Source organism: Bradyrhizobium sp. Rc2d, from assembly GCF_900099855.1.
Taxonomy (GTDB): domain Bacteria; phylum Pseudomonadota; class Alphaproteobacteria; order Rhizobiales; family Xanthobacteraceae; genus Bradyrhizobium.
Window position 1 is genome coordinate 118482 of sequence record NZ_FNCU01000013.1, and the last position, 15395, is coordinate 133876.

The following is a 15395-nucleotide window of genomic DNA, read 5'->3' on the forward strand; positions in this document are numbered from 1 at the left end:
TTGGCACCCCAAACAGGGGCCGACCTTTACGTCACGAATTCACCGGCTTACACAATTACATCAGCGCCGGATTTTAGACGCTTGCCGAGCGGGATTCTCTCCGATTCCGGAACCCCCTGCGGCATTTTTATAAAGCGCCCGCTGTGGCCAAACTAGGGCTTTTGCGGCGGGACGGAAAAACCCTTTCAGTTCGAAGACCCCCGGGGCGTCAATTTGACGATCCCCGGGTCGTCAATTTGACGATCCCGCCGTGGCCATCCGCTTGGCCAAAAACCCGTCGATCGCCTGTGCCATGGAGCCCACGGCACGGGACCGCCAGCCCTCGGAGACCAGATGCTCGAGGTCCCCCTTGTTCGAGACATAACCGATCTCGACCAGCACAGAAGGAACGTCGGGCGCCTTCAGCACCCGGAAGCCAGCCGACTTCAGGGGATGCTTGTGCATCCGCACCGTTGACTTCATTTCCCCCATCAGCAGACGGGCAAAACGATTTGAAAAGGTGCGGGTTTCCCGCTGCGTGAGGTCGATCAATATGTCGGCGACGTCGGTCGGCTCCTCCGCGAGGTTGAAGCCGGCGATCGCGTCCGCCCGGTTCTCGGCGTCAGCCAGCCGCTGGGCCTCGGCGTCGGAGGCCTTATCGGAGAGCGTGTAGATGGTCGCGCCCTGCGCATCGCCCTCGGCACGAGGCAGCGCATCGGCATGAATCGAGACGAACAAAGCGGCCTTGAGGTTGCGGGCGATCTTGGTCCGGTCATTGAGCGGAATGAAAGTGTCGTCGTCCCGCGTCATGACCACGCGATATTTGCCGGCCTTTTCCAGTCTATCGCGTAGCGCCAGCCCAAAGGCGAGGACGAGGTTCTTCTCGCTTTCGCCGCTCGACTGCGTGCCGTTGTCGATGCCGCCATGGCCGGGATCAATCACGACCACCGGCCGGCCATCGGCCTTCTGCTGCGCGGTTTCCGGAGCCGCCGTAGTGGGAACCGTGGCAGGCGGCGCCTCGGCGATCGCGGGCCGCAACTCGGGACGGTTTTCGGGGGCGAGCGATGGCGCGAAGGCGGCACGCTCGACCTCCTCCAGTTCGAGCACGAGCCGGGCCGGCTGGCCGTTGGCGGCGTCGACCACGTAGGAATTGGCGATCTTCGCCGGCCCGGTCAGGTCGAACACGATTCGCGAGCCGCCAGGCATGACGAGCCCGTAGCGGAAAGCCTTGATCAGCCCCCGCCCCCCGCTGCCGGTACCGGCAGGCAGCTGAAAATTGACCTGCGGCACGTCCACCACCACGCGGTAGGGGTCGGCGAGCGTGACGACACGAAAGGTAACGGTCTGGTCGATGTCGAGGATGAAGCGGGTCTGCTTGCCATCGCCAGCCAGACGGGCTGCCGAAGCGATTGGAAAATTCGCAACCGCAACAGAGGGTTGCGGCTGGCTTTCCGCTGCGCTCAAGCGCGAGGAATCGGCATATGGCAATGCTGCGGCGCACAGCAGCACGCATCCCAGCAAAACCCTTTGATTTGTGCGGCTCGCCACCGAATTCCGTGCCTCCGAGCAGCCTCTTTAACGCAATAGAACCACAGGGTTAAACGATCCTTAATGACGGATATGCGAAACTCGCTGACTGTGACCGCCGTGCGACGCTCCCTTGCACGGATGGCTCATTCCTCGTATGTACGGAATGCTGACGGCCGATATTCCCGGTTGTGTCGCATTCAGCCTCCCGGTGCAGCGCCGGAACTCTCAAGGTTTGGGAATTCCAGCGTTTTCCGTTCCCCCTCTAAGACCAGCGCGGTGCGCGGCAACGAGATGGAGCGGGTCAAGCCCCGGCGGCGGACGGTCCTGGGTTACCACTCACGTCACCCGGGCGGTTCTGACAGCGACGTAACCCATTAACCCGGTCTCTTGATCCCAAGGGACCGGTTCGTGATCCCCCAAGGCGAGCGCGCTCGCGCCATGCCTGGCCAGCAGCAACTGATTGAGGGGCGGCCTCGCCGCCCAATGTTTCATACGGGCCGACGCTTGATGCGCCAGACTGTGCCGACGAATTCTAAAGGACCATTCGCGACGCTGCGGATTGAAAATTCCGCGCGCCGCGCTGGCCCCGAAGCTTCCGGTTCGGCAAGGCGCGAGAGACGGCGTTTCGGCCTTCCCCTCACCCCCGAATCAGGTGGACCGTCGCGTCACCCGGCGGCGCGATACGCGCCCACGGTGAATCGCGCCCGCCGCCGCCAAGAGTTAAGACATGCCCAACAAGATGTTGATCGATGCCACCCACCCGGAAGAGACCCGGGTCGTCGTGGTCCGCGGCAATCGCGTCGAAGAGTTTGACTTCGAGACCGCACAACGCAAGCAACTGCGCGGGAATATCTACCTCGCCAAGGTGACCCGAGTCGAACCTTCGCTCCAAGCCGCTTTCGTCGAATATGGCGGCAACCGCCACGGCTTCCTCGCATTCAGCGAAATCCATCCCGATTACTACCAGATCCCGGTCGCCGACCGGCAGGCGCTGATCGAGGCCGAAGAACAGGCTCATCGCGAGGCCGAGGAAGAGAGCGAGAACCGCTCCCACGGCCGCCGCCGCTCGCGCCACCGCAACGCCCGCCGCCGCGGCCATGGCGAACGCGTCCGCAGCGACATCGTCGAAGGCCTCGAGGCCGGCGCCGACCCCGCGGCCCAGCCGGTCGAGGGCGAGGCCCTGCCGGCGCAGACTGAAGGCGCTTCGCACGAAGGCGAGCACCTGCACGCCGATGCCGAGCATCATGGCGAGTACGACGGCCACGATCATCACGAAGACGATCATGGCGATCATCAGCCCCATGATGACGATCACCAACACGCCCACGCTGATGACGACCAGGGTGATCACGGCGAGCACGATCATCACGTCCGTGATCAAGCCGACGAGACGCCCGCACCTGTCGCGGCCGTCGGCGCCGAGCCCGTGGTTGCGGCCGAGACCGTTTCCGAGCCGCAGGAGGCCGCCGCCCCCGAAGCCCGCGCCGAGGCTTTCGCCGAGGCTGTAACTGTCGCCGTTGAACCAGCCGATGCCGTTTACGCCGCCGACGCGGCGCATGCCAAGGCCGCGGAAGTGACGGCCGACGAAGAGGAAGAGGACGAGGACGGCGAGGAAGCCGAAGAGGAACTCGTCGAATCCGTCGGCGGCGACGACGTGCTGGAGGAAGTACCGGAGCGCACCTTCCGCCCGCGCCGTCAGTACAAGATCCAGGAGGTCATCAAGCGCCGCCAGGTGATGCTGGTGCAGGTCGTCAAGGAAGAGCGCGGCAACAAGGGCGCCGCGCTGACGACCTATCTGTCGCTCGCCGGCCGCTATGCCGTCTTGATGCCCAACACTGCGCGCGGCGGCGGCATCAGCCGCAAGATCACCAGCGCCCAGGACCGGTCGCGCCTCAAGGAAGTGGTGCAGGATCTCGACGTGCCCGAGGGCATGGGCATCATCCTGCGCACCGCCGGCGCTGCCCGCACCAAGCCCGAGATCAAGCGCGACTTCGAATATCTGATCCGGATGTGGGAGACGGTGCGCGACCTGACGCTGAAGTCGCAGGCCCCGACCCTCGTCTACGAGGAAGGCTCGCTGATCAAGCGCTCGCTGCGCGACCTCTACAACAAGGAGATCGACGAGATCCAGGTGGCCGGCGAATCCGGCTACCGCGAAGCGCGCGACTTCATGAAGATGCTGATGCCCGCCAATGTCAGCGCGGTGAAGCAGTATCGCGACGGCCAGCCGCTATTCTCGCGGATGGGTGTCGAGAGCCAGCTCGATGCGATGTTCTCGCCGACCGTGCAGCTTCGCTCCGGCGGCTACATCGTCATCAACCAGACCGAGGCGCTGGTCTCGATCGACGTCAACTCGGGACGATCGACCCGCGAGCACCATATCGAGGACACCGCGCTCAAGACCAATCTGGAAGCGGCCGAAGAGGTCGCCCGCCAGCTCCGCCTGCGCGACCTCGCCGGCCTGATCGTCATCGACTTCATCGACATGGACGAGAAGCGCAACAACCGCGCGGTCGAGCGCAAGCTGTCCGATTGCCTCAGGCAGGATCGCGCGCGCATCCAGGTCGGCCGCATCTCGCATTTCGGCCTGCTGGAAATGTCGCGCCAGCGCATTCGCGCCAGCGTGCTGGAGAGTTCGACCGATCCCTGCCCGCATTGCGGCGGCACCGGTCATGTCCGCTCGGTCTCCTCGGTGGCGCTCCAGTTGCTGCGCGGCCTCGAAGAGATCCTGATGAAGGGCGCGACCCACAATCTCGTGGTTCGCACCCGCACCGACGTCGCGCTCTACGTGCTGAACCACAAGCGCGGTCATCTGCGTGATCTCGAGAACGGCTTCAAGGTCACGCTGTCGGTCATCGCCGATCAGTCCGTCAGCGGACCTCAGGCTTACGTTATCGACCGCGGCGAGCAGGTGCATACGCTGGAAGCTGCCAAGGCCCTGCTTGCGGCGCAGGCGGCTGCGAGCCCGCCGCCCCTGGTCGAAGACGCCTATGAGGACGAGGAGTTCGATTCGGAGCTGGAATCCGAGATCGAGTCCGAGGAGACCGAAGGTCTCTCCGAGGAGCAGGCCGCCGGTGAGGCAGCCTCCGAGCAGGACGGCCAGCGCCGCAAGCGCCGCCGCCGCCGCCGCGGCCGCGGCGGCCAGCGCGACGGCGATTTGCGCGAGGATAGCGCGCCCACGCTTCCTGAGGCCGCTATGGCCGCCGGCGAAGTCGAAGAGGATTCAGAGTCCGAGCAGGACGGCGAGGAAGGCGAGGAACAGGCCGCCCGCGGCGAGCAGCAGGGCAGCGGTGAGCGCCGGCGTCGGCGTGGTCGCCGCGGCGGACGCCGTCGGCGCGGCGGCGCCGAGGAAGGTCTTGCCGGCTCCATCGGCGACGAGCTCGCTGCCAATGCGCCGCCGGAGGCGACCGACGCAGTCGCCGATTTCGACAGCTTCAGCAACGAGGCCGCGCCCTCGATTGCACAGGCCGAACACATCGCCGAACCACAGGCGGCGCAGCCTGAACCGCGCGCCGACGTGCAGAGTGAGGCGCCGGCCCGGCCGGAGCCGGCTCCCGTCACGGCGACCGCAGCGCCGGTCGAAGAGCCCACCGACGACAAGGCCGCGCGACGCCGCTCCACCGTCCGGGAAAAGGTGAGCTTCCTGCTGCACAGCCAGCCCGAACCCGCGACACCGGTTGCGCAGCCGACCGAACCGGTTGCTGCGCCCGCACCGGCAGCCGAGCCCGCACCGCAAGCCGCAAACGAAACTCCGGCCGCCCCGCGCCGTGCCGGCTGGTGGTCGCGCCGCTTCGGTGGCGGCGAATAAAGCCGAATATCGAATGCAAAACGCCCGGCTCAGCCGGGCGTTTTTGTTTCGGCGCTATCCTCGCTCGCACGACGGCGGCAGTTCGTCGTCACCAAGCGACGCGACGTGATCTGGCGGAGCTGGAGAGAATCTCCAAAACGCAAAAACTCGGTGGCAGCGCGCCCAACCGAGTGTCCGGTGTGCTAGATCGTCTTCACGAAAGGGGATTGGCATTTGTCAGAGCTTTGCGATTCCGGCGCGGTCGAACTGCGCCGCCTGCTGACCGCCCGGGCGATCTCGCCCGTCGAGCTGCTGGAGTCCTGCCTGTCGCGGATCGCCGCCATCAATCCGGCCGTCAACGCCGTCGTGACGCTGGACGTATCAGGCGCACGTGCCGCGGCCAAGGAGGCCGAGGCCGCCATCCTGCGCGGCGAGGATCGTGGCGCCCTGCACGGGCTCCCCGTTCTCATCAAGGACACCCAGGACACGGCCGGGCTGCGCAGCACCTATGGCAGCCCGCTGCTCAGAGATAACGTCCCGGCGGCCGATCAGGGCTCGGTCGCGCGGCTGCGTGCAGCCGGCGCCATCATCTTCGGCAAGACCAACACGCCGGAATGGGCCGCGGGCGGCAACACCCGCAACCCCGTGTTCGGCGCAACCGGCAATCCGTTCGATCCGATGCGCTCGGCGGCCGGCTCATCCGGCGGCTCGGCGGTGGCGCTCGCTTGCGGCATGGCCCCGCTCGCCTCGGGCTCGGACACCGGCGGCTCCTTGCGCAATCCGGCAGGCTACGCCGGCATTGTCGGCATGCGTCCGTCCTACGGACTCGTGGCCAGCGAGAAGCGCGCGTTCGGCTGGTCCAATCTGTCGACCGACGGGCCGATGGCGCGCAATGTCGCCGACACCGCGCTGATGCTGTCGGTGATGGCGAGCGACGATGCGCGCGATCCGCTTGCCTATACGCTGCCCGGCGAGCCGTTGCGCGGCCGCGCCGAGCGCTGGGCCGCGCCGCGTGCCGCCGAGCTCGGCAAGCTGCGCCTCGCCTTCACCGAGGACTTTGGCTTCGCTCCGACCGAGCAGGCGATCCGGCGCGTGTTCCGGCAGCGCGTTGGCAAGCTTGCACCGCTCTTCGCCGCATGCCGCGAAGCGACGCCGGATTGCGCCGGCGCCGACGACGCCTTCGCCGTGCTGCGCGCGGGCATGTTCCTGGCGACGCACGGCAAGAACTACAAGGAGCGTCCCGAGATGCTCGGCCCCAATGTCCGCGCCAATGTCGAGGAAGGTCTCGGCTACAGCCTCGAAGACCATGCGCGCGCCGCAACGACACAGACGCGGATCTATCGCGCCTATCAGAGCTTCTTCGAAACGACCGACGTGCTGATCAGCCCGACCATCACGCTGAGCCCGCGGCTGTGGTCGGAGCTCTATCCCGCCGAGATCGACGGCACGCCGACAAAATCCTACTTCCACTGGCTCGCGCTCGCCTATGCCGTCACGCTTCCCGGCCATCCCGCCATCAGCATTCCGCTCGGCCTCGATGAAGCCGGCCTGCCCTTCGGCCTTCAGATCGTCGGCCCGCGCGGCGGCGACGCCGTCGTGCTCTCGGTCGCGGCAAGCATCGAAGCGGCGTTCGCGGATGATGCGCAATTGTCCCGCCCAGTCCCCGATCTGGCGCGGCTCGCCGCGGCGCCGCCGCTGTCGGCCGCACCAGGCTTCCTCGCCTGGGAATGACCCGACCTCGCCCACAACCAGCCTGACAGGAGATTTCTGCCAATGCAAAGCGCGATCGTTCTCGGCGGCGGCATGATCGGCGTCAGCGCGGCGCTGCACCTGCGGCAACGCGGCTGGTCCGTCACGCTGGTAGACCGCAGGGAGCCGGGCCGCGAGACCAGCTACGGCAATGCCGGGATGATCCAGGCGGAAGCGGTCCGCCCCTATCCGATGCCGCGCGACCTCGCCACGCTCCTGAAGATCGCAACCGGCCGCACCAACGACGTGCGCTACAGCTTGGCCTCGCTGCATCTCCATATCGAGCCCCTGCTCCGCTATTGGTGGCATTCGGCGCCGAAGCGGCATCGTGAGGCGATCGAGGCCTGGGCACGGCTGATCGCCTATGCGACGGCGGAGCACGACATCCTCATTCGCGAAGCCCATGCCGACAATCTCATCCGCCGCGCCGGCTATCGCATGCTGCATCGCGATCCTGCGTCATTCGATCTCGCGATCAAGACCGCGGAGGAAGACCAGCGCGAATTCGGCGTGAAATTCCGCGTGCTCTCCGGCAGCGAGCTTGCCAAGGCCGAGCCGATCCTGCGCGACGATCTCCCCGGCGCGATCCATTGGCTCGACACCTGGACCGTGTCAGATCCAGGCGCCCTCGTCACGGCCTATGCCGAGCTGTTCGAGCGCCTCGGCGGCACCATTGTTCTCGGTGATGCCCAGAGCCTGCGGCAGACCGCGACCGGCTGGTCCGTCGATACGGATCAGGGACGTCTCGACGCTCCCCACGCCGTCGTGACGCTCGGGCCGTGGTCACCCGATCTGTTATACAAGTTCGGCTATCGCATTCCGCTGGTACGCAAGCGCGGCTACCACATGCACTACAGCGGCGGCGCCTCACTCGACCTCCCGCTCGTCGACAAGGGCGGCGGCTACGCCATGGGTCCGATGGCCAAGGGCATCCGCATCACCACCGGCGCGGAATTGACCGGCATGGACGCGCTGGCAACGCCGGTGCAGCTCGCCAGCGCCGAGGCCTCAGCACGCGAGCTGATCGATCTCGGCAAGCGGGTCGAGCCGGATCCATGGTTCGGCACGAGGCCCTGCACGCCCGACATGCTTCCGGTGCTCGGGCAAGCTCCACGACATCCTGGCCTCTGGATGAATTTCGGTCACGGCCACCAGGGCTTTACGCTGGGGCCCGCGACCGGACGCCTGCTCGCTGAAATCATGAGCGGCGAGACGCCGGCGATCGATCCGGCGCCGTACCGGCCGGAGCGATTCTAGCGCTCGACGTTCCGATTTCGAGCACACGCGCGCCTTGCGCGGATGCACGCCGAAAGAAAAAGGGCTGATCGAGGATCTCGACCAGCCCTACTCCGTCGAAGCCCGATGGCGCGCCGCGCCGATCAGTCCGTGGTGATCGCCGTCTCCATGTCGGTCGGATCGATCTGCTTGGAGAGGTTGGCGTTGAGCTTGTCGCGATCGAGCTCGCGCTCCCACCAGGCGACGATCACGCAGGCGACGCCGTTGCCGCACAGATTGGTCAGCGCGCGGCATTCGCTCATGAACTTGTCGATGCCGAGCACGATCGCCATGCCCGGCACGAGGCGCGGATCGACCACGGCGAGCGTTGCCGCCAGCGTGATGAAGCCGGCCCCGGTGATGCCGGAGGCGCCCTTCGAGGTCAGCATCGCCACGACCAGGATCGTGAGCTGCTGGCTGAAGGAGAGATCGTAACCGAGCGCCTGCGCAATGAAGAGTGTCGCCAGCGTCATGTAGATGTTGGTGCCGTCGAGGTTGAACGAGTAACCCGTGGGCACGACGAGGCCGACCACCGACTTTGAGCAGCCGAGCCGCTCCAGCTTTTCCATCAAGGATGGCAGCGCGCTTTCCGACGACGAAGTGCCGAGCACGATCAGCAGCTCGTCCTTGATGTAGGCCAGGAACTTGAAGATCGAGAACCCCGCCACGCGTGCGATGATGCCGAGCACGACGAACACGAACAACGCCGCGGTGAGATAGAACGTGGCGATCAGCCCGACCAGGTTGAGGATCGCGCCGGTGCCGAACTTGCCGATCGTATAGGCCATCGCGCCGAACGCGCCGATCGGTGCTGCACGCATGACGATGGAGATGACGCCGAACACGGCATGCGCGGCATCGTCGATGAAGCTGCGGATGGTGTGGCCGCGCTCGCCGAGGCTCATGATCGCGAAGCCGAACAGCACCGAGAACAGCAGCACCTGGAGGATCTCGCCTTGCGCGAAGGCGCCGACCACGGTGTCCGGAATGATGTGCAGCACGAAGTCGACCGACTTCTGACCGGCAGCCTGCTTGGCGTAATTTGCGACAGCCGCCTCGCTTGCCGCGCCACTGCCGAAGCCCGCGCCGGGCTTCACCAAGTTGCCGATGATGAGTCCGATCACCAGCGCGAAGGTCGAAACGACCTCGAAATAGACCAGCGCCTTGACGCCGATGCGGCCGACCTTCTTGGCATCCTGGATATGGGCGATGCCCGAGACGACGGTGCAGAAGATGATCGGAGCGATCACCATCTTGATCAGCTTGATGAAGCCGTCGCCGAGCGCCTTGATCCACTCATTGGTGGCGAGCTGTGGCCACAGCCAGCCCACGATGGCGCCGAGCACGATGGCGATCAGGACCTGGACGTAGAGGATCTTGTACCACGGCTTGGCGGCGGGCGGCGCGACCGGCGCTTCCGCCATCGTTGTCGTCGTCATCGTTTCACTCCCCCTCAAACTATCGGGCCAGCCAAGATCAACTTGGCCGGCCCTGTCAATTGGAACTGCTCGTTACTGCGCGTTTTACCCGCGGCGATCGACGATCCGGCGCGCTGCCGGCATCAACGCGGCGCCGAGCGCGTTCTTGACCAGCGAAGCCGCAATAAACGGCACAATGCCGACCTGCCAGGCCTTCGCTGCGCCGAGGCCAAGGCCAAACGCCAACCAGCCGAAGCCGGCCGCCAGAATGACGATATGGCCAACGGCCATCGCCGCAAACAGCAGCACCACGCTGCGATCCCAGCCGCGCTCGGCGAGCCAGCCGGTCACGAAGGCTGCGGCAATGAAACCGAGCAGATAGCCTGCAGTCGGACCAATTAGCGGTGCAATGCCCCCCACCGGACCGGCAAATACCGGCAGCCCGAGCGCGCCCTCGGCGAGGTAGGCGATCATGGTTGCGCTGCCAAGGCGCCAGCCATAGGCAGCGCCGATCATCAGCACCACCAGCGTCTGCAACGTCATGGGCACATAGGGCAGCGGCAGGCTGACCTTGGCTGATAGCGCCATCAACGCGGTGCCGAGCGCAATCAGCACGAAGGCGCGCACTGCGCCGACGGTTTCGCCCGGCCGGGTCGGCCACATCAATGCGGCGAGAGGAGAATGCGATGTGGCGGCGGGCGAGAAAGATCGTTCGGACAAGATGAACTCCGGAAGTGGATCGAAAACTGGCGGCTATTTAAGCCAGTCAGCGATCCGGTCAACTGCCTCGCGCATCTCCTCGGGCGAACGTGCGTAGGAAAAACGAACGAACGAGCGTCCATGGATGGGATCGAAATCGAGGCCGGGCGTAGCCGCAACATGAGCCTGTTCCAGCATCTGCTTGGCGAACTCGAAACTGTCGGAGGTGAAGTCCGAGACGTCGGCATAAAGATAGAAGGCGCCGTCGGCGGGCAGGAACCTGGTCAGGCCGGCCTTGGGAAGTCCCTCGATCAGAATGCGCCGGTTTTCCTGATAGCCGTGCTTGATCTCCTCCATCTCGGCCGTGCCGTCGAAGGCGGCCTCGGCCGCGATCTGTGACAGCGCCGGCACCGAGATCGAGAGGTTCTGCTGCAGCCGCTCGATCGGCCGCACCAGGATCTCAGGCACGACCATCCAGCCGACGCGCCAGCCCGTCATGCAAAAATACTTCGAGAACGAGTTGATCACGAGTGTGTGGTCCGACAGCGCCGCCGCCGTCACGGCCGGAAACGCATAATCCAGCCCGTGATAGATCTCGTCCGAGATGAAGCGGATACCTGCGTCCTGCGCGGCCGCGATCAGGCCCGTGAGCGCCTCGCGGGACATCATGGTCCCCGTCGGATTGGCGGGGCTGCCGACCAACACGCCCTTCAGCGGCGCCTTGCGATGGGCAGCAAGCAGCGCCTCGCCGGTGAGCGCGTGGCGCGTCTCGTTCGTGGTCTCGATCAGCACCGGCTCGCAGCCGAGCGCGGTGAGGATATGACGGTATGGTGGATAGCCCGGCACAGTCACCGCGACGCGATCGCCGGGCTCGAACATCGACAGGAAGGCCAGGATAAATCCGCCGGAGGAGCCGGTCGTCACCACGATCCGCTCGGGGCTGACGTCACAGCCATAGACATCGCGATAATGTCGCGCGATGCGCTCGCGCAGCGAGGGGATGCCGAGCGCGGAGGTATAATCGATCCGCCCCGCCTCGAGCGCGGCATGGGCGGCCGCGATCGCGGTGCTGGGCGCGCCGGCCGCGGGCTGGCCGACCTCCATGTGGATGACATGGCCGCCGGCGGCCTCGATTCGGGCCGCCGCGGCCATGACGTCCATCACCATGAACGGGGGAACATCGCTGCGGCGGGAGGGCTCGAGCCACTGTCCCAACCGGTTCCTCAATGTCGCATCGTGCATCGATTTCTGCTATTCGCTGGTGGACCGGTCCGTCCGGTCCGGAACACGGGGGCGCTTGCGCCCCAGACTAGCCGCATTGTACGGCTCATAAGGGGTAAGGCTCACAAGGGCATATCGCGTATCCGGTCCGCCGCCAATCGCCAAAACCAATCACGAAACTGCTTGACCAAGACCGTTTGACCCAGACCGCTTGATGTCGCTCCAGATCGCATTGCGCAAGAAGGCTTCCGTCCTCACCGCCCTCGTTACGGCCACGGCGATCGCGCTGACGCCGTTCTCGGCTGCGCGCGCGCAGGCCAAGGGGCCGCCGGTCCTGCGCGACACCGAAACCGAGCAGCTCCTGCGCGAGTATACCCGCCCGATCCTGCGCGTCGCCGGTCTGGAGAAGCAGAACATCCAGATGGTGATCATCAACGACGGCTCGTTCAACGCGTTCGTCGCGGACGGCCGCCGCATCTTCGTCAATTGGGGCGCGATCCTCCAATCGGAGACGCCGAACCAGATCATCGGCGTGCTCGCGCACGAGACCGGGCATCTGGCGGGCGGCCATCTGTCCAAGCTGCGCGAGCAGCTCGCGACGGCGCAGACCCAGATGATCATCGCGATGCTGCTCGGCGCCGGCGCAATCGCCGCGGGCAGCACCCAGCGCAGCAGCGCCGGCAATAACGGCCTTGCCAATGCGGGGGCGGCCGCCATCGCCGCTCCGCAGGAGATGATCCGCCGCACGCTGTTGTCCTATCAGCGCCAGCAGGAGGAGAACGCCGACCGTGCCGGCGTGAAATTCCTGACCGCGACGGGGCAGTCGCCGAAGGGCATGTACGAGACCTTCAAGCGCTTCACCAGCGAGAGCCTGTTCGCCGCGCGCGGCGCCGATCCCTATCTCCAGTCGCATCCGATGCCGGCTGAGCGCGTCGCCGCGCTGCAGGTGTTCGCAAGCTCAAGCCCCTATTGGGACAAGAAGGACGATCCCGCGCTCCAGCTCCGCCATGACATGGTGCGTGCCAAGATCTCCGCGTTCATGGAGCGGCCGGAGACGGTGTACCGCCGCTATCCCCAGACCAACGACAGCTTGCCGGCGCGCTATGCCCGCGCCATCAGCACCTATCTGCATGGGGATTTGCGCAGCGCGCTCTCCCAGATCGACGCGCTGATCCAGGTCCAGCCGAACAACCCGTACTTCTACGAGGTGCGCGGCCAGGCCTTGCTGGAGAGCGGGAAGCCCGCCGAGGCGATCGCTCCCCTGCGCAAGGCGGTGCAGCTTTCGAACAATGCGCCCCTCATCGAGATGTTACTTGGGCAGGCTCTGGTTGGAACCGATAATAAGGCCTACACCGACGACGCCGTTCGGATTCTCCGCGCCGCGGTGGCGCGAGAGCCCGAGGCCGCGCTCGGCTACACCCAGCTCGCGATGGCCTATGGCCGGAAGGGAGACTATGCCGAGGCGGATCTCGCGTCGGCGCAAGCCGCCTACTTGCGCGGCGACAACAAGACCGCCCGCGAGCTCGCCACGCGCGCGAAAACCCGTTTCGCCGTCGGCACGCCCGGATGGGTCAAGGCCGACGACATCGTGGCGGCCAAGCCGCCGCGCAACTGACGCAACGCATACGACGCAACGCAAACGACGCCCGACACCACGACGTCACGACATCGAGCTTTAAGTCCGCCGCGACGTTTTACCGAAACCTGCTTTGGATAAGAGGATTTGACCATGCCTTCGCTGCGCCTGCTTGCTCCCGCGCTGTTTGCGCTCGCCATGTTCAGCGCAGCCGCGCCCGTGTCGGCCGACAGTTTCTCCGATAGTCAGCGCACCGACATCGAGGCGATCATCAAGAACTATCTCGTCAGCCATCCCGAGGTGCTCGAGGAGGCCATGACCGAGCTCAGCAAACGTCAGGCCGCGGCCGAAACCCAGAAGCACGAGGCCAGCATCGCGCAGAATGCCGACGCGATCTTCAACTCGCCGCGCCAGGTCGTGCTCGGCAACAAGGACGGCGATGTCACCTTCGTCGAGTTCTTCGACTACAATTGCGGCTACTGCAAACGCGCCATGGGCGACATGCTCGACCTCATGAAGAGCGATCCGAAGCTGAAGGTCGTGCTGAAGGAATTTCCCGTGCTGAGCCAGGGCTCGGTCGAGGCGGCCCAGGTCGCCGTCGCCGTGCGCATGCAGGATCCCTCCGGCAAGAAATATCTCGACTTCCACCAGAGACTGCTCGGCGGTCGCGGCGCGGCGGATAAGGCGCGCGCGATTCAGGCCGCCAAGGAGGCTGGTCTCGACACTGCTAGAATCGAGAAGGACATCGCCAGCCCCGAAGTGCGCGCCACCATCGAGGAGAACTTCAAGCTCGCCGAAGCGATGGGCATGAACGGCACGCCGAGTTACGTGATCGGCAAGCAGATCGTGGTCGGCGCCGTCGGCGTCGAAGGCCTCAGGGAAAAGATCGGCATCGCCCGCTGCGGCAAAGCGACCTGCTGATCCAACATTTTGCGATACTGAAAACGCGAAAAAGGCCGGCAGGAAAGCCGGCCTTTTTCTTGTGCCAAATCTTGGCGCGCCTCTGCAAAATCATTCATCCGGCGTTCAACAAACAAAGCTCGTCGGAACCTCCTGGATTTCGGAACGACCGCGCTCTCCTTTCGTTGTCGGCGCGGGCAATGACGCAAAGAAATCACGTGAGGAGAGGTACAAATGACTAATCGCTTTTTGGTCTCGGTTGCAGCCTTGGCGCTGATCGCCGGCACCGGTTTCGCCAATGCACAAGGAACCGGAACCAAGGACTACGGGAGTGGCCAGCAGACCCAGCACAGCACGCAGCCTTCTGGTGAGCGCAGCGGCTCCATGGGCAAACAAGAGTCCATGGACAAGCAAGATAAGCATGACAAGGGAACGGTCGGTCAGGCCGGCGGCATGAAGGATCAGAAGGATCAGCCGAGCGCTCATGACAAGTCGACTCAGTCCGACAAGATGAACAAGGACCAGCCGGGTGCGACGCGTGAGAAGTCGACGCAGTCGGAGAAGTCGTCGACGGTCGGCCAGAGCCCGCGGAGCGACGAGAAGTCCAAGGGTAGCATGAGCAAGGAAACCGAGACCAAGGGCAGCAAGGACATGAAGCCCCAAGGTCAGGAAGACCGCAGCGGTATGAATGCGCCTGGCCACCAGGGTTCCCAAACCCAGACCCAGACCCAGACCGGGACCGAGCGGTCGCAGACGACGACCGGCCAGGCTGGCGCGGCCGCCAAGCTCTCGACCGAGCAGCGCACGCAGATCACCTCAGTGATCCGCGAGGAGAAGGTGGCGCCCGTGACCAATGTGAACTTCAACATTTCGGTCGGCACCCGCATCCCGCGTGAGGGCATTACGCTCCACGCCCTGCCGTCGAAGGTCGTGACCATCTATCCGGAGTGGCGGACCTACAAGTTCGTCCTGATCCGCGAGGAAATCGTGATCATCAATCCGGATACCTATGAGATCGTGGCGATCCTGAACGCCTAAGGCCGGATCACCGCAACCTCAGGGGGCGGGCAGCGATGCCCGCCCCCTTTGCGTTCGGCCGGCAGCCATGCTTTGGACCGGTTAACAAGCAATTTCCGCAACTTCCGCACAGGTTTTTGCGCTCTGGATGAGGTCCTTGAAGCCACCCGGGAGGCCCTTCAAGGCTTCCCCTCACGCGCTTTGTTACCTATAACCCGCCACGCCGAAGCACCTCTTCCGGGAT

General features: G+C 65.2%; 11 protein-coding genes. 6 read left to right on the forward strand and 5 right to left on the reverse strand.

Translation table 11 applies throughout. The features are described from left to right. Window positions 1–231: 231 nt before the first annotated feature. Window positions 232–1527, reverse strand: coding sequence for an N-acetylmuramoyl-L-alanine amidase (locus BLV07_RS18085; RefSeq protein WP_091888013.1), 1296 nt, complete (start codon window positions 1525–1527; stop codon window positions 232–234). Between the two features lie 619 nt (window positions 1528–2146). Then, the gene (locus BLV07_RS49760; protein WP_283806523.1) at window positions 2147–3067 is read right to left on the reverse strand and encodes a hypothetical protein; all 921 of its coding nucleotides are present in this window, start codon (window positions 3065–3067) and stop codon (window positions 2147–2149) included. A gap of 15 nt (window positions 3068–3082) precedes the next feature. Here BLV07_RS49760 and BLV07_RS18090 point away from each other — a divergent pair, with 15 nt between their 5' ends. The 3 genes from BLV07_RS18090 to BLV07_RS18100 all read left to right on the forward strand — a co-directional run bounded on the left by BLV07_RS18090 (window position 3083) and on the right by BLV07_RS18100 (window position 8302). Beyond that, entirely contained in the window at window positions 3083–5317 is a 2235-nt protein-coding gene (locus tag BLV07_RS18090; protein ID WP_283806524.1) for an Rne/Rng family ribonuclease, read from the forward strand. Between the two features lie 213 nt (window positions 5318–5530). Beyond that, window positions 5531–7027 (forward strand): amidase, encoded by a 1497-nt coding sequence (locus BLV07_RS18095; protein ID WP_091888017.1) that lies wholly within the window; start codon window positions 5531–5533, stop codon window positions 7025–7027. 42 nt (window positions 7028–7069) lie between these two features. After that, a complete protein-coding gene (locus BLV07_RS18100; RefSeq protein WP_091888019.1) occupies window positions 7070–8302 on the forward strand; it encodes an NAD(P)/FAD-dependent oxidoreductase in 1233 nt (410 codons plus the stop codon). Between the two features lie 122 nt (window positions 8303–8424). Here the strand turns inward: BLV07_RS18100 and BLV07_RS18105 are convergent, their stop codons facing one another. From BLV07_RS18105 to BLV07_RS18115, 3 genes are all read right to left on the reverse strand, one after another. Continuing rightward, window positions 8425–9759 carry a dicarboxylate/amino acid:cation symporter gene (locus tag BLV07_RS18105; RefSeq protein WP_091888021.1) on the reverse strand — a complete coding sequence of 445 codons (1335 nt, stop codon included), beginning with the start codon at window positions 9757–9759 and terminating at the stop codon, window positions 8425–8427. 84 nt (window positions 9760–9843) lie between these two features. After that, window positions 9844–10401, reverse strand: coding sequence for a biotin transporter BioY (locus BLV07_RS18110; protein ID WP_091888023.1), 558 nt, complete (start codon window positions 10399–10401; stop codon window positions 9844–9846). Window positions 10402–10491: 90 nt separating this feature from the next. Next, window positions 10492–11679, reverse strand: coding sequence for a pyridoxal phosphate-dependent aminotransferase (locus BLV07_RS18115; protein ID WP_091888025.1), 1188 nt, complete (start codon window positions 11677–11679; stop codon window positions 10492–10494). A 193-nt stretch (window positions 11680–11872) separates the two neighbouring features. On the opposite strand from BLV07_RS18115, the gene BLV07_RS18120 reads away from it, so the two are divergent. The 3 genes from BLV07_RS18120 (at window position 11873) to BLV07_RS18130 (ending at window position 15172) form a co-directional block, all read left to right on the forward strand. Continuing rightward, window positions 11873–13273 carry a M48 family metalloprotease gene (locus BLV07_RS18120; RefSeq protein WP_091888027.1) on the forward strand — a complete coding sequence of 467 codons (1401 nt, stop codon included), beginning with the start codon at window positions 11873–11875 and terminating at the stop codon, window positions 13271–13273. Between the two features lie 114 nt (window positions 13274–13387). After that, window positions 13388–14155, forward strand: coding sequence for a DsbA family protein (locus tag BLV07_RS18125; protein ID WP_091888028.1), 768 nt, complete (start codon window positions 13388–13390; stop codon window positions 14153–14155). 213 nt (window positions 14156–14368) lie between these two features. Further along, window positions 14369–15172 carry a DUF1236 domain-containing protein gene (locus BLV07_RS18130; protein WP_091888030.1) on the forward strand — a complete coding sequence of 268 codons (804 nt, stop codon included), beginning with the start codon at window positions 14369–14371 and terminating at the stop codon, window positions 15170–15172. The last annotated feature ends 223 nt before the right edge of the window (window positions 15173–15395 follow it).

What these genes read in the sequence shown, in the direction of transcription:
- BLV07_RS18125 (WP_091888028.1), top strand. Translation starts at nt 13,388, where the DNA reads ATGCCTTCGCTGCGCCTGCTTGCTCCCGCGCTGTTTGCGCTCGCCATG.
- BLV07_RS18130 (WP_091888030.1), top strand. Translation starts at nt 14,369, where the DNA reads ATGACTAATCGCTTTTTGGTCTCGGTTGCAGCCTTGGCGCTGATCGCC.
- BLV07_RS18100 (WP_091888019.1), top strand. Translation starts at nt 7,070, where the DNA reads ATGCAAAGCGCGATCGTTCTCGGCGGCGGCATGATCGGCGTCAGCGCG.
- BLV07_RS18115 (WP_091888025.1), bottom strand. Translation starts at nt 11,679, where the DNA reads ATGCACGATGCGACATTGAGGAACCGGTTGGGACAGTGGCTCGAGCCC.
- BLV07_RS18110 (WP_091888023.1), bottom strand. Translation starts at nt 10,401, where the DNA reads ATGTGGCCGACCCGGCCGGGCGAAACCGTCGGCGCAGTGCGCGCCTTC.
- BLV07_RS18105 (WP_091888021.1), bottom strand. Translation starts at nt 9,759, where the DNA reads ATGACGACGACAACGATGGCGGAAGCGCCGGTCGCGCCGCCCGCCGCC.
- BLV07_RS49760 (WP_283806523.1), bottom strand. Translation starts at nt 3,067, where the DNA reads ATGCGCCGCGTCGGCGGCGTAAACGGCATCGGCTGGTTCAACGGCGAC.
- BLV07_RS18120 (WP_091888027.1), top strand. Translation starts at nt 11,873, where the DNA reads ATGTCGCTCCAGATCGCATTGCGCAAGAAGGCTTCCGTCCTCACCGCC.